The 19,890-nt window shown below is 69.4% G+C and carries 20 protein-coding genes and 1 riboswitch; of the genes, 8 read left to right on the forward strand and 12 right to left on the reverse strand.

Annotation, left to right across the window (positions count from 1 at the left end):
• Positions 1–179 precede the first annotated feature (179 nt).
• The 3 genes from EHO50_RS08430 to EHO50_RS08440 form a co-directional block, all read right to left on the reverse strand.
• Entirely contained in the window at positions 180–1,211 is a 1,032-nt protein-coding gene (locus tag EHO50_RS08430; RefSeq protein WP_128429277.1) for a C40 family peptidase, read from the reverse strand.
• Between the two features lie 211 nt (positions 1,212–1,422).
• Complete coding sequence (locus EHO50_RS08435) at positions 1,423–2,766, reverse strand: NYN domain-containing protein (protein ID WP_128429237.1); 1,344 nt, start codon at positions 2,764–2,766, stop codon at positions 1,423–1,425.
• A gap of 37 nt (positions 2,767–2,803) precedes the next feature.
• Positions 2,804–3,043 carry a hypothetical protein gene (locus EHO50_RS08440; protein WP_128429238.1) on the reverse strand — a complete coding sequence of 80 codons (240 nt, stop codon included), beginning with the start codon at positions 3,041–3,043 and terminating at the stop codon, positions 2,804–2,806.
• Between the two features lie 169 nt (positions 3,044–3,212).
• Between EHO50_RS08440 and EHO50_RS08445 the strand changes: the two genes are divergently transcribed.
• The 7 genes from EHO50_RS08445 to EHO50_RS08475 all read left to right on the forward strand — a co-directional run bounded on the left by EHO50_RS08445 (position 3,213) and on the right by EHO50_RS08475 (position 9,519).
• On the forward strand, positions 3,213–3,971 hold the full coding sequence (locus EHO50_RS08445) for a rhomboid family intramembrane serine protease (protein WP_128429239.1): 759 nt from the start codon (positions 3,213–3,215) through the stop codon (positions 3,969–3,971).
• Complete coding sequence (locus tag EHO50_RS08450; protein ID WP_128429240.1) at positions 3,968–4,249, forward strand: Lrp/AsnC family transcriptional regulator; 282 nt, start codon at positions 3,968–3,970, stop codon at positions 4,247–4,249. Before EHO50_RS08445 ends, EHO50_RS08450 begins: the two co-directional genes overlap by 4 nt.
• Before the next feature lie 77 nt (positions 4,250–4,326).
• On the forward strand, positions 4,327–4,620 hold the full coding sequence (locus tag EHO50_RS08455; RefSeq protein ID WP_128429241.1) for a small secreted hydrophilic protein: 294 nt from the start codon (positions 4,327–4,329) through the stop codon (positions 4,618–4,620).
• The gene (locus EHO50_RS08460) at positions 4,556–6,043 is read left to right on the forward strand and encodes a sensor histidine kinase (RefSeq protein WP_164904788.1); all 1,488 of its coding nucleotides are present in this window, start codon (positions 4,556–4,558) and stop codon (positions 6,041–6,043) included. Before EHO50_RS08455 ends, EHO50_RS08460 begins: the two co-directional genes overlap by 65 nt.
• Entirely contained in the window at positions 6,040–6,702 is a 663-nt protein-coding gene (locus tag EHO50_RS08465) for a response regulator transcription factor (protein WP_128429242.1), read from the forward strand. The genes EHO50_RS08460 and EHO50_RS08465 overlap by 4 nt, the downstream gene beginning before the upstream one ends.
• Before the next feature lie 75 nt (positions 6,703–6,777).
• A complete protein-coding gene (locus EHO50_RS08470; RefSeq protein ID WP_164904789.1) occupies positions 6,778–8,193 on the forward strand; it encodes an SLC13 family permease in 1,416 nt (471 codons plus the stop codon).
• Between the two features lie 132 nt (positions 8,194–8,325).
• On the forward strand, positions 8,326–9,519 hold the full coding sequence (locus tag EHO50_RS08475; RefSeq protein ID WP_128429243.1) for a glycerate kinase: 1,194 nt from the start codon (positions 8,326–8,328) through the stop codon (positions 9,517–9,519).
• On the opposite strand, the gene EHO50_RS08480 is transcribed toward EHO50_RS08475, so the two are convergent.
• From EHO50_RS08480 to ctaE, 6 genes are all read right to left on the reverse strand, one after another.
• Positions 9,474–10,856, reverse strand: coding sequence for an aminotransferase class V-fold PLP-dependent enzyme (locus EHO50_RS08480; RefSeq protein ID WP_128429244.1), 1,383 nt, complete (start codon positions 10,854–10,856; stop codon positions 9,474–9,476). The two genes, EHO50_RS08475 and EHO50_RS08480, sit on opposite strands and share 46 nt — an antisense overlap.
• Positions 10,857–11,000: 144 nt before the next feature.
• Positions 11,001–11,117, reverse strand: a riboswitch (SAM riboswitch).
• An 85-nt stretch (positions 11,118–11,202) separates the two neighbouring features.
• A complete protein-coding gene (gene trpD / locus EHO50_RS08485) occupies positions 11,203–12,267 on the reverse strand; it encodes an anthranilate phosphoribosyltransferase (protein ID WP_128429245.1) in 1,065 nt (354 codons plus the stop codon).
• A gap of 192 nt (positions 12,268–12,459) precedes the next feature.
• Complete coding sequence (qcrB, locus tag EHO50_RS08490) at positions 12,460–14,097, reverse strand: cytochrome bc1 complex cytochrome b subunit (RefSeq protein WP_128429246.1); 1,638 nt, start codon at positions 14,095–14,097, stop codon at positions 12,460–12,462.
• Complete coding sequence (gene qcrA, locus EHO50_RS08495; protein WP_128429247.1) at positions 14,094–15,143, reverse strand: cytochrome bc1 complex Rieske iron-sulfur subunit; 1,050 nt, start codon at positions 15,141–15,143, stop codon at positions 14,094–14,096. The genes qcrB and qcrA overlap by 4 nt, the downstream gene beginning before the upstream one ends.
• Complete coding sequence (qcrC, locus tag EHO50_RS08500; RefSeq protein WP_128429248.1) at positions 15,140–15,952, reverse strand: cytochrome bc1 complex diheme cytochrome c subunit; 813 nt, start codon at positions 15,950–15,952, stop codon at positions 15,140–15,142. Before qcrC ends, qcrA begins: the two co-directional genes overlap by 4 nt.
• A 79-nt stretch (positions 15,953–16,031) precedes the next feature.
• Complete coding sequence (ctaE, locus tag EHO50_RS08505) at positions 16,032–16,652, reverse strand: aa3-type cytochrome oxidase subunit III (RefSeq protein ID WP_128429249.1); 621 nt, start codon at positions 16,650–16,652, stop codon at positions 16,032–16,034.
• 145 nt (positions 16,653–16,797) lie between these two features.
• Here ctaE and EHO50_RS08510 point away from each other — a divergent pair, with 145 nt between their 5' ends.
• Positions 16,798–17,199 carry a response regulator gene (locus EHO50_RS08510; RefSeq protein WP_128429250.1) on the forward strand — a complete coding sequence of 134 codons (402 nt, stop codon included), beginning with the start codon at positions 16,798–16,800 and terminating at the stop codon, positions 17,197–17,199.
• 97 nt (positions 17,200–17,296) lie between these two features.
• Here the strand turns inward: EHO50_RS08510 and EHO50_RS08515 are convergent, their stop codons facing one another.
• The 3 genes from EHO50_RS08515 to EHO50_RS08525 form a co-directional block, all read right to left on the reverse strand.
• Complete coding sequence (locus EHO50_RS08515; RefSeq protein WP_128429251.1) at positions 17,297–18,562, reverse strand: L,D-transpeptidase; 1,266 nt, start codon at positions 18,560–18,562, stop codon at positions 17,297–17,299.
• A 130-nt stretch (positions 18,563–18,692) separates the two neighbouring features.
• Positions 18,693–19,091 carry a cytochrome c oxidase subunit 4 gene (locus EHO50_RS08520; protein WP_128429252.1) on the reverse strand — a complete coding sequence of 133 codons (399 nt, stop codon included), beginning with the start codon at positions 19,089–19,091 and terminating at the stop codon, positions 18,693–18,695.
• Positions 19,088–19,890: cytochrome c oxidase subunit I (locus EHO50_RS08525; protein ID WP_181449579.1), on the reverse strand; the 803-nt coding region annotated here is incomplete at its 5' end. The genes EHO50_RS08520 and EHO50_RS08525, both read right to left, overlap by 4 nt.

Consider the following 19,890-nt stretch of genomic DNA (forward strand, 5'->3'; position numbering starts at 1 on the left):
AGACAGTAGCTCCGTGCGGGCGTGACGACCAACGACCGCCGTGGGCACACAAAGTGACGCCCCGCCTCTGACGCAGGTCATGGGCGGGGCGTGGGGTCAGTCGGCGGTGCCGCAATTCGCTCGTTCGGGCGGCACGTGGTGTTGATCTTGCAGGCGTTGGGGCCGGGATCAGCTCGGGATCAGATCCGGACGCCGAACTGGAACGGCATGTTGTTGATCGACTCGTAGCGGACGACCGTGCCGGTGCGCGGGGCGTGGATGATCTGGCCGTTGCCCGCGTAGAGGCCGACGTGGTGCAGGTCGTTGTAGAAGATGACGAGGTCGCCGACCTTGAGTTCGCTCATCGACAGGCGCACACCGGCGTTGGCCTGGGCCTGCGAGGTGCGCGGGATGGAGACGCCGGCCTGGGCGTAGGCCCAGGAGGTCAGGCCCGAGCAGTCGTAGGAGGCGGTGCCGGTGGCGCCGTAGACGTACGGCTTGCCGAGCTGGCTCTGGGCGGCCTGGAAGGCGGCCATGGCCCGGCCGGAGGCGGAGCCGACGTTGCCGAGGTCCACGCGGTCGGCGGCGGACCGGCTGGCGCGGGCGTCCGCGGCGGCGAGGGCGGCCTTCTCCGCGGCGGTCAGGGTGTTGAGCAGCTTCTGCGCCTCGGCGAGCTTGGCCTGGACCTGCTTCTTCTTCTTGCCCAGCTCGGTGCGGGTGGAGGCGAGGTCCTTGAGCTTCTCGGCGGCCTCGGCGCGCTCCTGCGCGAGTTCGCGCTGCTTCTCCTGGATCTTCTTCAGCGACTCGACCTGCTGGGCGCTGAGCTGGTCGGCGGTGGACGCCTTGTCCAGGTAGTCGTCCGGGTTCGACGACAGGAACAGCTGGAGGGAGGAGTCGATGCTGCCCGTGCGGTACTGGGCGGCGGCGGCCAGGCCCATCGCGTCGCGCAGCTCGTTCAGGTCTTCCTGACCGCGGGCGACGTTGTCCTGGATGGTGGAGATCTCCTTCTGGAGCTTCTCCTGCTTCTCCTTGGCGCCGTTGTACTTCTCGGTGGCCTGCTCGGCCTCCTCGTAGAGCTTGTCGACCTTGGCCTTGACCTCGTCCTTGCTCGGCTTCTCGCTGGGTGCCGCGTTGGCGGCCTGCGAACTGATGGCCACGGCAGCAGCGGCAGCGGTGGTCAGCACGGTCACACGTGCTCGGCTCGGCTGCTTGGGTCGACGGTGGGACGCCACGGAGGTGAACTCCTTCTTCTGAGTGATCACCCGCTCGGAGGTTCGACGCCAGACCCTAGTGACCCAGTTGTGATCAGATCAAATCCTCACACGAAAATTCTCGTCACACCTGTCATTCTTTACACACAACTCACATGGGGTGACGCGAGCTTGACACTGGGTTGCGTGTCTGCTCCGCCAATTCGGGCATTGCGCCTGTACGTTGGCGTTTTCAGGACAGCCGCTTGAGAAGCACCGCAGAAGCCACCGGCCGCGCCCCGGCCCGGGCCACCCCGTCGGCGACCTCACGGTCGGTGGAGGCGACGATGACCGGGCGGCCCGGCGGCTCGGCACGCACCAGCTGGCGGATCAGCTCGTCGGCGGTCACACCCGGCTTGGAGAACAGCACCCGCACGCCGCGCGGCGGCGCCAGCAGCACCGGCGCGGCCAGCTCGGCCCCGTCGAAGACACAGGTCACCTCGGCGCCGGTCTGCGCGGCGAGCTGCGAGAGCTGGCCGAGCAGGCGCAAGCGCTGCTTCTCCAGCGGCATCTGGGGATAGCCGGTCTTGGTGACGTTGTAGCCGTCGACCACCAGATGGGCCTGCGGCAGGGCGAGGAGTTGGTCGAGGATCGCCGGGTCGTTTTCGGACAACGCCCTTGCGGCGATGTCCTTCGGGGTCATTCGTCCTGGTTCGACCGCGTCCACGGTCTCGGCGGGCCGCACGGAGACCGGCGGCAACGCCAGCTCCCGGCGCAGCCCTTGAGCGGAGTCCAAGAGGGTGTCCAGGAGCAGCCGTACGCGCATGTCCTCGACGCTGCGCCCCTCGCGTGCCGCTCTGCGCGTGGCCTCCAGGGCGGCCTCGGCCTCCCCGAGCCGCGCCTTGAGCCGCCGGGTCTCGCTCTCGGCCGCGGATACCTGGGCGTGGCCCTCGGCGCGTACGGCCTCGATCTCGCCCTGGATCTTGCGCAGGGCGGCCTCGCCGCGCTTGACGTCACTGAGGGCCGACCGAAGCTTGCGGTGAAGCGATTCGGCTTCCTTCTTCGCCGCGTCCAGCTCGGTACGCAGCCGCTCGGTCTCGGCCCGGGTGTGTTCATGGGCGTGCGCGAGCTCCTCGCGCAGCCGCTCCAGCTCGGCGCGGCTCTCCTCGTCGGCGCGCTCGGCGTCGGCCCGCTGGGCCTCCTCGCCGGCCGCGGTGACCAGCTTGACCCAGCCGGTGGGCCGCAGAACATAGGCCGCGGCCGCCACGTCGAGCGGGTCCGCGGCCGGAGGCGCCGAGCCTGAGTCGAGGGCGCCGGAGAGTTCCGGCTGGGCTTCTCTGAACTTCTCCCCGATGCGCTGCCGGAACAGCGGATCGGTCTCCAGCGCCGCCGCCATGGCATTGCCGGCGAACTTGGCCCGCCGGTTCGGCGCGAACCGGGCGTACTGCCGCAGCTGTGCGGGCAGTTCGCCGACGGTCAGCCCGCCGAACCCGTCGGACACGATCTGTACGACCTTGCGCCGAACTCCGTCGGGCAGCGGACGGTCGAGCACCTCGGCGGCGCCGTCGCCCGGCCCCCCGCCTTGTGTCTCCACCATCCGTCACACCCCAATGCCTGTGCGGGGCCGGCTCCCGTCAGGAGTCGGCGCCCGGCCTGTCCACGAGTTCCACCTTGTCCACGGCGTTGCACCAGCGGCAGCGCACCGACTCGATGGTCTCATTGAGCACCTCGCGCTCCTCGACCTTCGGCTCACCGGCCAGATCGAGGTGGACGTACTCCACGACCTTGGACGAGCGCGTCACGTCGAAGCGCGTGAGGTTGCCGCAGAGGGTGCAGCGCCACCGCGTCGTGTCGGTCGGCAGGGGAACCGTCATCGTGACTGTGCTCTTTCCTTCTAGGCCTTCTATTGTCAGCCACACGCCCCCGAGCTCCCCGGTGCGTGTGGCTCGTAACCCTACGGCCTGGCGGGTACTCGCCGCTCGGCCGTCCACGGCGGCGAGGCGGTCTGTGCGCGTGCGTCCCGTTACGCCATGCTCTGTATCCATGATCAGCGACTGGAGCGTGGCGCGTTTCGGAGCTCGGTTCGGCAGGATGGGCCGATCGGCCTTCCGGTCGTCGGCGCCGGTGACGTACGGGCTGATCGCCCTGTGCTGTCTGCTGTTCCTGATGGGCCCGGCTGCGGGACTGAATCCGGCCTACGGCACCGGCGACGGGCTGCTCGCCGCGCAGCGGGCCTACTTCCACCGCTGGGGTGTGGTGCCCGCCGAGCTGTTCGAGGGCTCGCCCCGCGCCGCCCTGACCCCGGCCACGGCCCTCTTCGTGCACGGCAGCTGGGTGCATCTGCTCGGCAACATGCTCTTCCTCTACGTCTTCGGGGTGATGACCGAGGAGCGGATGGGCCGCGTCCAGTTCACGCTGTTCTACCTCGGCTGCGGCTACCTCGCCCTGCTGGGCTACGCGGCCGCCAACGACGACTCCACCCAGTCCCTGGTCGGCGCGTCCGGGGCGATCTCGGCCGTCCTCGGCGCGTTCCTTTTCGTCTTCCCCGGCGCGCGGGTGACAAGCCTGCTGCCGTTCCTGCTCTTCCTGCCGCTGCGCTTCCCGGCGTGGGTCGTGCTGCCCTTCTGGGTGGCCCTGCAGTGGGTGGCGGCGGGGCGGGCGGACCAGGGGCCGGGGGTGGCCTATCTGGCGCACCTGGTGGGCTTCGGGCTGGGCTTCGGCTACGCGTGGGCCCGCTTCAGACCTGCGACTAGAGTGAAGGCCGCCCCAGCTCCGGCCTCCGAGGGAGAGAACCAGCCGTGATCACCGCGATCGTCCTCATCAAGACCAGCGTGGACCGGATTCCCGAGATCGCGGAGCGGATCGCTTCGCTGGAGAGCGTCACCGAGGTCTTCTCGGTCACCGGGACGTACGACCTGATCGCCATGGTGCGGGTCAAGCAGCACGAGGATCTCGCCGAGGTCATCCCGGCCCGGATCAGCAAGATCCCCGGCGTGGAGGCGACGGACACGCATGTGGCGTTCCGTACGTACTCGCAGCACGACATCGAGGCCGCGTTCGCCATCGGCCTGGACAGCTGACGCCCGCGGTCCAGGATGAAGAGTTCTTCATCCTGGGCTCATCATCGCCGCCGGGTGTCGGGGGCAGGATCGGCCGCATGGTCTTCTCGCACCGGATCGCGGCCCTGGCCGCCGTAGTGGCGATTCCGCTCGGGATCGCCGCGACCAGCTTCGCCCTCACCGACGACCCGGAGTCCCCCGAGGTCCCGGCCAAGGTGGAGCTGGACAGCGGCTCCCCCACCCCGACGCCCACCCGGCCCACACCGACGCCGAGCGACGAGGTCGTCTCCCGGCCTCCGGTGACCGACAGCCCCGCGAGTGACGACGATGACGACGCCCCCGGCCGGGAAACCTCGGACGACGACCGGGGCGAGCTCGGGGACGACGGCTGACCCGGTGCGCCGGCGGATCTCCGCGCGGGTCCGCATCCTGCTCTGGCTGCTGTTCGTCATGGCCGTAGGGCTCGTGTCGGTGGCGACGACCACGCGCTCGATCCTGTTGCGGGACGTCGACCACCGGGTGAACGGGCTGCTCGCCCAGGAGGCGGGTGAGTTCGCCAACTTCGAGGAGCGGGGCGTCGACCCGGAGACCGGCCGTCCGTTCACCGATCCGTCGCGGCTGCTGGTCGAGTTCCTGGTACGGCAGTACGCCGATCCGGACGAGGAGCTGATCGGCCTGGTGGGCCGCCCGGGAACGTCCCCGGCGCAGTTCCGCCAGCCGCGTGACATCCCCGTCGCCGTTCCCCTGCACAAGGACGCCGACGCCCGCCGCCGTATCTTCGACTCGCCCGACTCCACGGGAACGCTGCACCGGGCGTCGGGCGAGATCCGCTGGGCGAAGGTGGCCGTCGCCCGGGCGGGCGGCGAGACGGAGGCCGCGTTCGTCGTCGCCTTCCACCCGGGGCGTGAACAGGCCGCGGTGAACGCGGAGTTCCGTATCCTGCTCGCCATCTCCGGGGTCGCCCTGCTGATGACGACCGGCATCGGCTGGGCGGTCGCGGGGCGGATCCTCAAGCCCGTGCGGCTGGTGCGCACCGCGGCGGCACAGCTCACCGAGCAGGACCTCACCCGCCGTATCCCGGTGCACGGGCGCGACGACATCGCCGCGCTCGCCGAGACGTTCAACGCGATGCTCGACCGGCTGGAGCGAGCCTTCGCCGCCCAGCGGGAGTTCGTCGACGACGCCGGCCACGAGCTGCGCACGCCGATCACCATCGTGCGCGGGCATCTGGAGCTCATGGGCGACGACCCGATGGAGCGCGAGGAGACGATACGGCTGGTCACCGACGAGCTGGACCGGATGAGCCGCATCGTGGAGGACCTGCTGCTGCTCGCCAAGGCCGAGCGCCCCGACTTCGTCACCCCGGAGCCGGTGCAGCTCGCCGAACTCACCGCCGACGTCTACGTCAAGGCCCGCACCCTGGGCGAGCGGGACTGGCAGCTCGCCGAAGTGGCCGATGTCGAGGCCGAGTTGGACCCGCAGCGGATCACACAGGCGATGGTCCAGCTCGCCCAGAACGCCGTGCAGCACACCGCGCCGCGGCAGACCGTCCGGATCGGCTCCCGCGTCGACGGCCAGGGCGTCGAGCTGTACGTCGCCGACTCCGGGCCCGGCGTCCAGCCGCAGGACGCCGAGGTCATCTTCGAACGCTTCCGGCGCGGCACCGCCCGCCGCGGCACCCAGGGCTCGGGAGCCGGGCTCGGCCTGTCGATCGTCCGGGCGATCGCGGAGGCGCACGGCGGCCGGGTGCGGCTGCGTGACACGGAGGGCGGCGGCGCCACCTTCGTCCTGCTACTGGGAGAGGCACAGACGTGAACCGCATTCTCATCGTCGAGGACGAGGACAGGATCGCCTCCTTCGTCGAGAAGGGCCTGCGCTCCAACGGCTTCACCACGACCGTCGTCGGCGACGGTGACGCGGCCCACGAATACGCGTTGACCGGCAATTTCGATCTGGTGGTCCTGGACATCGGCCTGCCCGGCCGGGACGGCTTCACGGTGCTGCGCGAACTGCGCGAGGCCCGGGTGACGGTCCCGGTGATCGTGCTGACCGCCCGGGACTCCGTACGCGACACGGTGGCCGGTCTGGAGGGCGGCGCCGACGACTGGATGACCAAGCCGTTCCGCTTCGAGGAACTGCTCGCCCGGGTACGGCTGCGCCTGCGTACGGCGGCCCGGGCGCCCGAGGTGACGGTCCTGCGGTCCGGCTCGCTGACGCTGGACCTGCGTACGCGGCGGGCGCGGGCCGGGGAGCGGACCGTGGATCTGACGGCACGTGAGTTCGTGCTGCTGGAGCTGTTCCTGCGGCATCCGGGGCAGGTACTGTCCCGCGAGCAGATCCTGTCGCACGTGTGGGGCTACGACTTCGACCCGGGCTCCAACATCGTGGACGTGTATGTGCGGGCGCTGCGCAAGAAGCTGGGGGCCGAGCGGTTCGAGACGGTGCGCGGCGTGGGGTACCGCCTCTCCGCGTGAAGTCTCCTGTCCGTGTGAAGTCTCCTTCATGTACGGCTCATCGAGGGCTCACGGCTGAGGTGAACCCTCGATGACGTGACCCTGAGCCTCCGTCTGAGCGCCGCCCTGTGCGTGACCCTCTCCCTGTGCGCGCTGCTCGCCGTCCCCGGCAACTTCCCCGGACTCGGCGCCGACGCCCGCCTCACCCTCGCCGTGTTCGCCCTGGCGACGTGCGCCTGGATCGCCACGCCGGTCGACGACACGTACATCGCGCTGGGCGCGGGGCTCGCCCTGACGGTGACCGGGGTGATCACCAGCGACACGCTCTTCGGCACCCTGGGCGACTCGACGGTGTGGCTGCTGATCTGCGCCTTCGTGCTGGCGGCCGCGGTGACCCGGACGGGGCTCGCGGGCCGGGCGGCGGCGTTCCTGGTGGGCGGGGCGCGCACCGTACGGCAGCTCGTGCACCTGACCACGGCCGCCCTGGTCGTCACGGCGTTCGCGGTGCCGGCCACCTCGGGCCGGGCCGCCCTCGCGCTGCCGGTGTTCCTGGCCCTGGCCAAGGCGCTCGCCGACCGCAGGCGACTGGTCGTGATGCTGGCGCTGCTGTTCCCGACCGTGATCCTGCTGTCGGCGGTAGCGACCCTGATCGGAGCCGGCGCCCATCTGATCACCGTGTCGGTGCTGTGGCAGGAGACGGGTGACCGGATCGGCTTCACGGAATGGCTGCTGCTGGGCCTGCCGCTGGCCGTGGCCTCCTCCCACCTGGCCGCCGAGGCCGTACTCCTGACCACCACCCGGCGCACGGACCGCAAGGGCGCCGTGCACATCACCCCCGAGCAGATCCAGGAGCACAGCGACCACCCGGTCACCGGCCCCTGGTCGCAGGCCGAGAAGCGGTGTGCGCTGCTGCTCGGCACGGTCGTGCTGCTGTGGTGCAGCGAGCCGCTGCACCGGGTGCCGCCCGCGGTCGTCGCGCTGATCGGCGCGGTGGTGGCGGCCTCTCCGGCCCTCGGCACCGTGCATCTGAAGGACGCGCTGAAGACGGTGCCGTGGTCGCTGCTGCTGTTCATGGCGGCGACGATGGCGATGGGCGTCGCGCTCGCCGACTCGGGAGCGGCGAAGTGGCTGGTGGACGGGCTGCCCGGTGGAGTCAGCCCGGTGGTGTTCCTGATCGTCGTGATCGCGATCAGTACGGCGGCCCACCTGGTCCTGCAGTCCCGCTCGGCCCGTTCGTCGGTGCTGGTGCCGCTCGTGGTCGCGGCGGCGGTGGGGGCCGGCGTCAATCCGGTGGCCGCCGCGCTCGCGTCCACCGCCGCGGCCGGCTTCTGCCACACGCTCCCGGCATCCGCGAAGCCGGTCACGCTCTTCTCCGACATCCCCGGAACGCCCACCTACACCCCGCGTGACCTGCTGCGCCTGTCCGCCGTCCTGGCCCCGCTGACGGCTGCCCTCGTCCTGCTGTTCGTCGTCGCGGTGTGGCCGCTGCTCGGCGTGCCCGTGACCCGCTAGGCGCTCCGCTGTGAGTGCCGCGTTATGTCGTCGATTGTCTGCGGCGCCATTGTGGCTGGTCGCGCAGTTCCCCGCGCCCCTTGGGGCGTTGCCGCAGTGCGGCGACTTCATCCGACCTGTCTAGGAGAGCTAATGCTGACCCGAGTCGTCGTAGCCCCCAGTGGCTTCAAGGAGTCCCTGTCCGCCCAGGCAGCCGCCGACGCCATCGCCGACGGTGTCCGCCGGGTCCTGCCGGACGCCGAACTGGACCTGATCCCCCTGGTGGACGGCGGTGAGGGCACGGCCGCCACGCTGGCCGCCGCCACCAGTGGCCGGCTCGTCGCGCTGCCCGCGACCGGCCCCGTCGGCGAACCGATCGGCACGCACTTCGCGTTGCTCGGCTCCCGGGACACGGCGGTCGTGGAGATGGCGGCGGTCGCGGGGCTCTCCCTCGTCCCCCGCGCCCTGCGCGACCCGGGCGCGACGACGACGTACGGCGTCGGCGAGCTGATCCGGGCCGCGCTCGACACCGGCGTGCGGCGCGTCCTGATCGGCTGTGGCGACTCGGGGACGTCCGACGGGGGCGCGGGCGCGCTGCAGGCGCTCGGGGCCCGTCTCCTGGACGCCGACGGCTTCGAACTCCCCCGTGGCGGACGTGAGTTGACGCGGCTCGCCCGGATCGACCCGTCCGGCCTGGACCCGCGGCTGCGGGACGTCGAGCTGCTCGTCGCCTGCAACCCGTACAACGTGCTGTGCGGCGAGCGCGGCGTGGCCCGTGTCTTCGGCCCGCAGAAGGGGGCGACGCCCGCCCAGGTCGAGCATCTGTCGGCGGGGCTGGAGAACTGGGCGTACGTCCTCACCCGTGACCTGGGGGCCGTGGGCACCGACCTGCACCACGGCCCCGGCACCGGTGCGTCCGGCGGTCTGGGCGCGGGCCTGGCCGCGCTGGGCGCCCGTCTCCTCCCCCGCTTCGAGGTGCTGCTGGACCACCTCGACCTGGACGCCCGCCTCGCCTCCGCCGACCTGGTCGTCACCGCCGAGGGCGCCATGGACCGCCAGACGCCCCGCGGGAAGGTCCCGGCCGAGGTGGCCCGCCGGGCCAAGCTGTCCGGCCGCCCGGTGCTCGCGCTGGCGGGCACGCTCGGCGAGGGTGCGCACGACGTGCCCGGCGTGGATGCCTTCAGCGGGATCCTGCCGGCGCCGATGGCCTTGGCGGAGGCCCTCGTCCGGGCCTCCGAACTCCTCACGGACGCGACCGAACGCGCCCTGCGGATGATCCTGTTGGGCTCCCGGCTACCGGCTCACGCAGAGGTGTCCGGCACGCAACGGCCGTCCTCCGTGCGGTAGTTCCACCGGGCACCGTCCGTCACGAGCTCCCGCACGGCGTTCACGAACCGCTCGACGTGCTCGTCCGGCGTACCGGCCCCGAAGCTCACGCGGATGGCGTTGAGGGACTTCTCGCCGGGAGCCGCCTCCGGGGCACCGCACTCGCCCTGCGTCTGCGGGTCGCTGCCCAGCAGCGTCCGGACCAGCGGGTGGGCGCAGAACAGTCCGTCACGCACCCCGATGCCGTACTCGGCGGAGAGGGCGGCCGCGAAGTGGGAGCTGTTCCAGCCCTCGACGACGAAGGAGATGACGCCGACGCGCGGGGCGTCGTCGCCGAAGAGGGAGAGGATGCGGACCTCGGGCACCTGGGCGAGACCCGCGCGCACCTTCTCGATCAGGTACTGCTCACGGGCGACCAGCGTGTCGAAGCCCGCCTCCGTCAGGGCCTTGCAGGCGGAGGCGATGGAGTAGGCGCCGATGACGTTCGGGGAGCCGGCCTCGTGCCGGGCGGCGCTCTCGTGCCACTCGACGTCCACTCCCCCGTCCTCACGCCGGCTGACCTTGCGGCTGGCGCCGCCGCCCGCGAGGTACGGCTCGGCGTCGCGCAGCCAGTCGGCGCGGCCGGCGAGGACGCCGGAGCCGAAGGGGGCGTACAGCTTGTGGCCGGAGAAGGCGACCCAGTCGACGTCGAGGTCCTGGACGCTCACGGGGTGGTGCGGGGCCAGCTGGGCGGCGTCGAGCACGATACGGGCGCCGTGGGCGTGCGCGGCCGCCGCCAGTTCCCGTACGGGCCACAGCTCACCGGTGACGTTCGAGGCGCCGGTGACGCAGACCAGGGCCGGGCCGTAGCCCCCTTCAATCGACACAGTGCGGTCGGCGAGGGCGCGCTCCAGGGTCTCGACGGCCTCGCGGGGGGTGCGGGGCGCGTTGAGGTAGGTGACGCGGGCGTCGCGCCAGGGCAGCAGGGAGGCGTGGTGCTCGGTCTCGAAGACGAAGACCTGGCAGTCGGCCGGGAGGGCGGCGGCGAGGAGGTTGAGGGAGTCGGTCGTGGACCGGGTGAAGACGACCTGGTCGCCGTCCCGGCAGTCGAGGAACTCGGCGACCGTCCGGCGGGCGTTCTCGAACAGGTCGGTGGAGAGCTGGGAGAGGTAGCCGGCACCGCGGTGGACGCTGCCGTAGTACGGGGCGTAGGCGGCGACGTCGTCCCAGACGCGCTGGAGGGCCGGGGCGCTGGCGGCGTAGTCGAGCGCGGCGTAGGTGACCTCACCGCCGGTGACGAGCGGGACGGTGACATCACTGCCCAGAACGGGCAGCGGGGTGCAAATGGTCTGGTCGACGGCAGCGGTGAAGACAGACATGGCGAACTCCCGTGAGGGGCATGCGAGTTGAGGGCATGCGGAGAAGAGGAAAAGGGTGCGCGGAGGCGGGGCTCGGCGGCCCTATCGCATTCGCTTGCTCACGGAAGACTCCCTCGAACGACCAGGACCCCTGGTTTCGAGAGGGGCCCGCGCTTGCCGTAGACCTCGCTGCCTACGGCCTGGTCTTCACCCGGGGCACCCCGCCACGGACGGAGGGTTGCCGGACAGTCGGCCGGGGCCTCATGACTGTCACTCATGACCTGGTCCAACATCCTGCCATACGATCTTCGATACGCAAGGGCGCAGTCCGGATCCTGGACTGCGCCCTGCGTCACATGGTGCCGGCTCAGGCGTTGCTGGCCGCCACCCACCGCTCCAGCGTCCGCTTGGCCGCGCCCGAGTCGATCGACTCCGCCGCCTTGGCCATACCGAGCCTGATCTGCTCCGCGAGCGGAGCATCCGTCTGCTCCAACGCCACCAGCGCCGCCGCCGAGTTGAGCAGTACGGCGTCCCGCACCGGCCCTGTCTCCCCGTCCAGCAGGCGCCGGGCGACCTCAGCGTTGTACGACGCGTCGGCGCCCCGCAGCGCCTCCACGGGCACCAGGGCGAGGCCGACGTCACGCGGGTCGAAGGCCTCCTCGGTCACCTTGCCGTCGCGCACGATCCACACCCGCGAGGTGGCCGTCGTCGTCAGCTCGTCGAGACCGTCGTCGCCACGGAACACCAGCGCCGACGAGCCGCGCTCGGCCAGTACGCCGGCGATGAGCCCCGCCATCCGGGTGTCGAAGCAGCCGACGGCCGAGGCGGTGACCCGGGCCGGGTTGGTCAGCGGGCCGAGGAGGTTGAACGAGGTCGGAATCCCCAGGTCCCGTCGGACGCCACCGACGAACCGCATCGAGGGGTGGAACTTGGCGGCGAAGCAGAAGGTGATCCCTGCCTCGTCCACCACCCGCGCCACGCCCTCCGGCGACAGGTCCAGGTTGATGCCGAGCTTCTCCAGCACGTCGGACGAGCCGCTCGCCGAGGACGACGCCCGGTTGCCGTGCTTGACGACCTTCGCCCCGGCGCCCGCGATCACGATGGCGGACATCGTCGAGATGTTGACCGTCTTGGCACGGTCACCACCTGTGCCGACGATGTCGACGGCCGGGCCGGGGATGTCCAGCGGCTGCGCGTGGGCGTACATCGCCTCGACGAGACCGTTGATCTCCTCGACCGTCTCGCCCTTGGCCCGCAGAGCCACCATGAAGCCCGCGATCTGCGCGTCCGAGGCCTCACCGCTCATGAAGCGGTCCATCGCCCATGCCGTGTCGCCGGCGCTCAGGTCCTGTCCGCCGAGCAGCGCGCTCAGTACCTCGGGCCAGGAACGGCCCGCCGCGATGTCGCCTCCAGCGGGGGTCACAGCGCTCATAAGCCGCTCCTGGGTCAGTTGTGGCGTCCCGCACTACGGGACACGAGTCTCAACGGGTCCACCCTATCCAGCCCCGGGGCATGGAGAAGCGTCCAGTCCGAACAGCGGACGACTCCTCGTCTCCACGCACGGCGAAGGGCCCCGTCCGCGATCGGACGGGGCCCTTCAACCGTGGCGTGGCTGGCGCAGCGATCAGTGGTGGCCGTGGCCGCTCGTGATCTCCTTGTACTCCTCGACGGTCGGCTTCGGAATCTGGCCGTCCTCGTCGAAGTAGGACTTGCTGAGCTTGGCGCGCAGCTTCTCGGAGCCCTTCACCTTGCGCTCGACGCCGTTCTCGTCGACCGTCGGGCCGATCTCCAGCGGCTTGTACTGCTCGTGCGCGGTGAGGGTGTACAGCGCGTCCTGGCTGAGCGGCTCGTGCACCTCGATGAACTCACCGTGCGGCAGGCGCTTGATGATGCCCGACTCGCGGCCGTGCAGCACCTTGTCCTTGTCCCGGCGCTGCAGGCCGAGGCAGATCCGCTTGGTGATGATGAAGGCGAGCACCGGTCCGGCAAAGAAGCCGATCCGGACGAACCAGGTGACCGCGTTGATCGACAGGTGGAAGTGGGTGGCCCACAGGTCGTTGCCACCGCCGACCAGGCCGATCATGTACACCGTGACCCAGGCGACGCCGAACGCGGTACGCGTCGGGGCGTTGCGCGGACGGTCCAGGATGTGGTGCTCGCGCTTGTCGCCGGTGACCCAGGACTCGATGAACGGGTAGACCGCGATGGCCATCAGCACCAGGCCGAAGAGCACCAGCGGGATGAACACACCCAGGACGAGCGTGTGACCCCAGAGGTTGATCTCCCAGCCCGGCATGTAGCGGACCAGACCCTCGGCGAAGCCCATGTACCAGTCGGGCTGGGCGCCCGTGGACACCTGGTCCGGCCGGTAGGGGCCCATGGCCCAGATCGGGTTGATCTGCGCGACCGCCGCGATGACCGCGATGACACCGAAGACCAGGAAGAAGAAGCCTCCGGCCTTGGCCATGTAGACCGGCAGCAGCGGCATGCCGACGACGTTCTTGTTGGTCTTTCCGGGGCCCGCGAACTGCGTGTGCTTGTGGTAGAAGACCAGGATCAGGTGGCCGACCACGAGGCCGAGCATGATGCCCGGCAGCAGCAGGATGTGGATCGAGTAGAACCGGGCCACGAAGTCGACGCCCGGGAACTCGCCGCCGAAGAGGAAGAACGAGATGTACGTGCCGACGATCGGCATGGACAGGATCGCGCCCTCGGTGAAGCGGACACCGGTGCCGGAGAGCAGGTCGTCCGGGAGCGAGTAGCCGGTGAAACCGGTGAACATGCCCAGGACGAACAGCAGGAAGCCGAACAGCCAGTTGATCTCACGCGGCTTACGGAACGCGCCCGTGAAGAACACGCGCATCATGTGCACGAACATGCCGGCGAGGAAGATCAGCGCCGCCCAGTGGTGGATCTGCCGGATGAGCAGACCACCGCGCACGTCGAAGGAGATGTGCAGCGTCGAGCTGAACGCCTCCGACATGAGCTGTCCCTGCAGCGGGACGTAACTGCCGTGGTACTCCACCTCGTTCATCGACGGGTGGAAGAACAGCGTCAGGTACACACCCGTGAGGATGATGATGATGAAGCTGTAGAGGCAGACCTCACCCAACATGAACGACCAGTGGTCGGGGAAGATCTTGCGCATGTTGGCCTTGGCCAAGGAGTAGATCCCGAGCCGGCCGTCCGCCCAGTCGGCGACGCGCTCGCCGGCCGGTGCCTTCCCGCGAGAGCGGGACTCTGTCGTCTCTGTGGTGCTCATCCGCGCTCCCAGAATGCAGGACCGACGGGCTCATCGAAGTCGCCGAGCGCCTCGAGGTAGCCCTCGTCGTTCACGCCGATGCGCAGCTGCGGCAGGGCGTGACCGGCCGGGCCGAAGATCACTCGGGCACCGTCGGAGAGGTCGAAGGTGGACTGGTGGCAGGGGCAGAGCACGTGGTGCGTCTGCTGCTCGTACAGGGAGATCGGGCAACCGACGTGGGTGCAGATCTTCGAGTACGCGACGATGCCCTCGTGCGACCACTCGAGCTCGCGCTTGTCCTTGATGTCGTCGGGCTGGAGCCGGACGATCATCAGGGCGGCCTTGGCGATCTCGTTCTGGAAGTCGTGGTCGTGCTCCTCCAGGCCCTCCGGCTTGGCGAAGGTGAGGGAGCCGACCGCGACGTCCGAGGGACGCAGCGGCTCGTTGGTGTTCATGTTGACGAGCAGCTTGCCCTTGGACCACAGGGTGTGACGCAGCTTGGTGCCGGGCAGCGGGCCGAGGTCACGCAGCAGGACGACACCGGAGAGCGGCACCAGGGTGAGCGCGCCGAGCATCGTGTTGCGGATCAGCTTGCGGCGGCCGATCGCGGACTCCTTGGCGCCCTGCCGGAAGTCGGCCATGACCTTGGCCTTGACCTCGGGCTCCGCCGCGATCGCGTGCCGGTCGTCGGCGACCTCCACGTCGGACATCAGGGTGCGGGCCCAGTGGACCGCGCCCGCGCCGATGCAGAACAGCGCCGTACCGAGGGTCAGACCCAGCGCGAAGTTCAGCGCGTTGAGGTGCCCGATCGGGAAGACGAAGACCGACTTGTCGTGCGGGATCGCGACGTACGAGGCGATGAAGCCGACGGTGGCCAGCATCGACACCGTGAACAGCAGGGCGACCGTGCGCTCGGACCGCCTGGCGGCCCGCTCGTCGATGTCCTGGATCCGGTGCTCGTGGGGCGGCAGGCCGGGGTCGGCGAAGGGGTTCTTCTCGTCCGCTACCGCGACGTGGGCGTCCTGCTCAGCGGGCAGGTTCTCTTCTGGAATCTCTTGGCTACTCATGACTTCTTGGCCTTTGCGGTCCGAGCGGCGACCCAGACGGCGACCGCGATCAATCCACCGAGACCGAAGATCCAGGCGAAGAGGCCCTCACTGACCGGGCCGAGGCCGCCCAGCTCCAGACCACCCGGGTTGACCGTCTCGTCGCTGTTGACCGCGTGCAGGTACGCGATGATGTCCTTCTTGTTCTGCTCCGACAGCGTGGTGTCGGGGAACGACGGCATGTTCTGCGGGCCGGTCTGCATGGCCTCGTAGATGTGCTTCGGGTCGACGTCCTCGAGGCTCGGGGCGTACTTGCCCTTCGTCAGCGCGCCGCCCTTGCCGGTGAAGTTGTGGCACTGGGCGCAGTTGTTGCGGAAGAGCTCGCCGCCCTTGGCGATGTCCGCTCCCTCGGGGCCGTACTGCTCCTCGGTCGGGACGGACGGGCCGGCGCCCAGCGAGGCGATGAACGCCGCGAGCTGGTCGATCTCGGCCTGCGAGTAGATGTTCTTCTTCTTCGGGACCTGGGCGCCCTGGGAGGTGGCAGCCGGCATACGCCCCGTCGAGACCTGGAAGTCGACGGCTGCGGCGCCGACGCCCACCAGGCTCGGACCGTCGGAGGTGCCCTGACCGCCGGTTCCGTGGCAGCTGGCGCAGCCGACGGCGTAGAGCTTCTTGCCCTCCTCGATGGTGAGGGACTGGGCGGATTCCTCTGCCTGCGCCTTGTCCGCGGGCGCGAACACGGCGTACAGCCCCCCCGTGCACGCCAGCGCGAGGAGTAGGACGACGACCGCCGCCAGCGGATGGCGTCGTCGTGCGGAGAGCTTTTTCACGGATTACCCCGGTGTCAGGATCTTCTGCGTCGATGCTTGCGGTGTGTGCGTTTGTGGAACGCGCGCGGGATTGGCCCGGCTACTTGATCATGTAGATCGTGGCGAAGAGGCCGATCCAGACGACATCGACGAAGTGCCAGTAGTAGGACACGACGATCGCGGCGGTCGCCTGCTCGTGCGTGAACCTCTTCGCCGCGTAGGTGCGGCCGAGGACCAGCAGGAAGGCGATCAGACCGCCCGTCACGTGCAGGCCGTGGAAGCCGGTGGTCAGGTAGAAGACCGAGCCGTACGGGTCGGACGAGAGCGAGAGGCCCTCGTGCTTGACCAGCTCGGTGTACTCGTACACCTGACCGCCGATGAAGATCGCACCCATGATGAAGGTGAGGATGAACCAGCCCCGGAGCTTCTTGACGTCACCGCGCTCGGCGGCGAAGACGCCCAGCTGGCAGGTGAGAGAGGAGAGCACCAGGATCGTGGTGTTCGTAGCCGAGAACGGGAAGTTCAGGGCCTCCGCCTTCTCGTGCCAGAAGTCCGGACCGGTCACCGATCGCAGGGTGAAGTACATCGCGAAGAGGGCCGCGAAGAACATCAGCTCGGAACTCAACCAGATGATGGTTCCGACGCTGGTGAGGTTCGGTCGATTGACCGACGGGTGCGCGTGACCCTTGTCTACTGTCGTTGCTGTCGCCACGACCGACATTATGTCGGTCGCTTATCCCGCCCTCACTCCGGGGGGTGCCGTTCGGAGTGTCTTCCCCGTTCATACCGGTGTTGACGTGGTGTTCAAGGGAGTAGCATCCGGCCCAACGGGCCTGTCCTTAAGACGCTGACGTCACGGAGGAACAATGCAGCCGACCGCCACGGTGCTGGTCTACAGCGACGACTCCAACACCCGCGAGCAGGTACGGCTCGCCACCGGGCGACGGCCCGCTCCGGACGTGCCTGTAGTGGAGTTCGTGGAATGTGCGACTCCGGCGGCGGTGCTGCGCGAGCTGGACAAGGGCGGCATCGACGTCTGTGTGCTGGACGGGGAGGCCGTGCCCATGGGGGGCATGGGGGTCTGCCGGCAGATCAAGGACGAGGTGTTCAACGCGCCGCCGGTGCTGCTGCTGATCGGGCGGCCGCAGGATGCGTGGCTGGCCACGTGGAGTCGGGCCGAGGCGGCGGTGACGTTGCCTGTGGAGCCGGTGGAGTTCGCAGCCGCTCTGGCTTCTTTGCTGCGGACGAAGAGGCTTCTGAGCGCCTGAGAGCTCGAGGCTTGAGGTTTGCGGGCGACTGCGGGTCCGGTTGTGGCTGGTCGCGCAGTTCCCCGCGCCCCTGAAGGGGCGCTGCCCCTGGGGGCGTTCACACGCTCTGGGGCCTCAGTCTTGCCCGTTCCGCCGGGCTCGGGCCGTCCGGGGTGCCGCCCACCAACGCGCTGCCGCCCCGCCACTTCTTCCAGTCCAGGTTCCAGTCGCCGAAGCCGTTGCCGAACGGTTCCATCGTGTTGCCGTACGAGTTGATGACCTTGACGATGTCGCCCTCGCGGACGTTGTCGAAGAACCACTCGGCGTTGGCGGTGCTCATGCCGGTGCAGCCGTGGCTGACGTTGGCGTAGCCCTGGGAGCCGACCGACCAGGGGGCGGCGTGGACGTACTCGCCGCTCCAGGTCACGCGGGTGGCGTAGTAGACCGGTAGGTCGTACGAGTCCGCGGAGCCCTCGGCTATGCCGATGCTGGTGCCGCGCATACGTACGAAGTACTCCTTGCCCAGGATGACCTTGACGCCGTTGCGGGTCTCGAAGCCGGGCTTGCCGGTGGTGACCGGTATCGACCTGACCTCCTCGCCGTTGCGGTAGAGCGTCAGCTGGTGGGACGCGGCGTCCGTGACGGCGATGACCTGGTCGCCGATGGTGATGGTCAGGGGTTTGACCTTGCCGCCCCAGAGGCGGTCGCTGACCTTGATGCCTTCGAGGTTGCTGCGGGCGCGGATCGTGGCGTTGGTGGGCCAGTACTCCTTGGGGCGGTAGTGGAGTTCCTTGTCGTCCACCCAGTGCCAGGTGCCCTCCACGGCGGGCGTGGAGTCGACCTTGAGGGCCCGCTCGACTATCTGCCGCTGCTTCTTGTCCTTGACGGGCTGGTTCAGTTCGGCCGTGACGGGCTGGCCCACGCCGTAGGTGCCCGCCTTGGGGCCGAACTCCACCGTCAGGTGCTTCTTGGTGGTCGGCTTGCTGGTGTCGAAGGTTAGGACCTTGCGGCCGGGGGCGCCGTCCTCGTCCTCGGTGCTCACCCGCACCGTGTAGCGGGCGTTGGCGGCCAGCGGGGAGGTGCTGTGCCAGCGGGTGCCGTCGGCGGAGAGTTCGCCCGCGACGTAGCGTCCTGCGGCGTCCCTGGCGGTGACGTCCGTGATGCGGCCGTCGGAGTCCTCCGCGGTTATCTCCAGGGGCTTGTCGGGGTCGGCCTTCTTGCCGTCGCCCGTGGGGCCGTTGAAGGCGATCTGGTCCGCGGCGTCGTACGGCTCGGCGGACAGCGGGTTGCCGTCGCTGCTGCAGCTGACGGCGCTCGCGCCGAGTGCTGTCAGCAGGAGCGTGCAGCCTATGACGGTGCTCGTGCGCGGTGGTCTGTTGCTCATGGCTTCACGCTAGGAAGCCGCGTCAGCCGTGGCGCGCCGGATAGCGCGTACGGGTGATGCCCGTTGCTGCAAAAGCGGGAACCCGGACCTCCTGACGGAGTGTCCGGGCTCCCGATGAGCTCAGCTCGTGTTACTGGGTGCGGTTCTCACCGCGGTAGTACTCGAAGACCCAGCCCCAGATGCCGATCAGGATCAGCGGCGCCGAGAAGTACATCAGCCACCAGCCGATCGCGATCGACAGGAAGGCGAACGCGCCGCCGATCGCGAGGGAGAGCGGCTGCCAGCTGTGCGGGCTGAAGAACCCGACCTCGCCGGCGTCGTCCGCGACGTCCGCCTCCTTGTTGTCCTGGGCGCCCGTGTCGACCCGCCGGGCCGTGAAGCCCAGGTAGAAGCCGATCATGATGGACAGACCGAAGGCCAGGAAGAGGGCCGTCGTGCCGGCCGGCTCCTTCGACCACACGCCATAGACAACCGCCATGGCGAGGATGAAGACGCTCAGCCAGATGAACATCTTGCCCTGAACCTTCACTTGCCGGCCTCCTTGCCACCAGCCAGAGCCTTCTCACCGTGAGGCGCGTTCTCGAGCTGGTCGAGGGCGGCGATCTCAGGGTGATGCAGGTCGAACGCCGGGGATTCGGAACGGATCCGCGGCAGAGTGAGGAAGTTGTGGCGCGGCGGCGGGCAGGACGTCGCCCACTCCAGCGAGCGGCCGTAGCCCCACGGGTCGTCGACGCCGACCGGCTTGCCGTACTTGGCCGTCTTCCACACGTTGTAGAAGAAGGGCAGCAGCGACGCGCCGAGCACGAACGAGCTGATCGTCGAGATGGTGTTCAGGGCGGTGAAGCCGTCGGCCGCGAGGTAGTCGGCGTAACGGCGCGGCATGCCCTCGGCGCCCAGCCAGTGCTGGACGAGGAAGGTGCCGTGGAAGCCGATGAACAGCGTCCAGAAGGTCATCTTGCCGAGGCGCTCGTCGAGCATCTTGCCGGTCATCTTCGGCCACCAGAAGTGGAAGCCGGAGAACATCGCGAAGACGACGGTGCCGAAGACGACGTAGTGGAAGTGCGCCACCACGAAGTACGAGTCGGAGACGTGGAAGTCCATCGGCGGCGAGGCCAGGATGACACCGGTCAGACCACCGAAGGTGAAGGTGATCAGGAAGCCGGTCGCCCAGAGCATCGGTGTCTCGAAGGACAACGAGCCCTTCCACATCGTTCCGATCCAGTTGAAGAACTTCACGCCGGTCGGTACGGCGATGAGGAACGTCATGAAGGAGAAGAACGGCAGGAGTACGCCGCCGGTGACGTACATGTGGTGCGCCCACACCGTCA

Origin of the sequence: Streptomyces cyaneus, from assembly GCF_004028635.1 — a bacterium.
Taxonomy (GTDB): domain Bacteria; phylum Actinomycetota; class Actinomycetes; order Streptomycetales; family Streptomycetaceae; genus Streptomyces; species Streptomyces cyaneus.

Coding starts and splice junctions, on each gene's coding strand:
- EHO50_RS08515 (WP_128429251.1), bottom strand. CDS start 18,562: ATGAGCAACAGACCACCGCGCACGAGCACCGTCATAGGCTGCACGCTC.
- trpD (WP_128429245.1), bottom strand. CDS start 12,267: ATGAGCGCTGTGACCCCCGCTGGAGGCGACATCGCGGCGGGCCGTTCC.
- EHO50_RS08445 (WP_128429239.1), top strand. CDS start 3,213: ATGATCAGCGACTGGAGCGTGGCGCGTTTCGGAGCTCGGTTCGGCAGG.
- EHO50_RS08440 (WP_128429238.1), bottom strand. CDS start 3,043: ATGACGGTTCCCCTGCCGACCGACACGACGCGGTGGCGCTGCACCCTC.
- EHO50_RS08460 (WP_164904788.1), top strand. CDS start 4,556: ATGACGACGCCCCCGGCCGGGAAACCTCGGACGACGACCGGGGCGAGC.
- ctaE (WP_128429249.1), bottom strand. CDS start 16,652: ATGTCGGTCGTGGCGACAGCAACGACAGTAGACAAGGGTCACGCGCAC.
- qcrB (WP_128429246.1), bottom strand. CDS start 14,097: ATGAGCACCACAGAGACGACAGAGTCCCGCTCTCGCGGGAAGGCACCG.
- EHO50_RS08510 (WP_128429250.1), top strand. CDS start 16,798: ATGCAGCCGACCGCCACGGTGCTGGTCTACAGCGACGACTCCAACACC.
- qcrA (WP_128429247.1), bottom strand. CDS start 15,143: ATGAGTAGCCAAGAGATTCCAGAAGAGAACCTGCCCGCTGAGCAGGAC.
- EHO50_RS08480 (WP_128429244.1), bottom strand. CDS start 10,856: ATGTCTGTCTTCACCGCTGCCGTCGACCAGACCATTTGCACCCCGCTG.
- EHO50_RS08475 (WP_128429243.1), top strand. CDS start 8,326: ATGCTGACCCGAGTCGTCGTAGCCCCCAGTGGCTTCAAGGAGTCCCTG.
- EHO50_RS08435 (WP_128429237.1), bottom strand. CDS start 2,766: ATGGTGGAGACACAAGGCGGGGGGCCGGGCGACGGCGCCGCCGAGGTG.
- EHO50_RS08455 (WP_128429241.1), top strand. CDS start 4,327: ATGGTCTTCTCGCACCGGATCGCGGCCCTGGCCGCCGTAGTGGCGATT.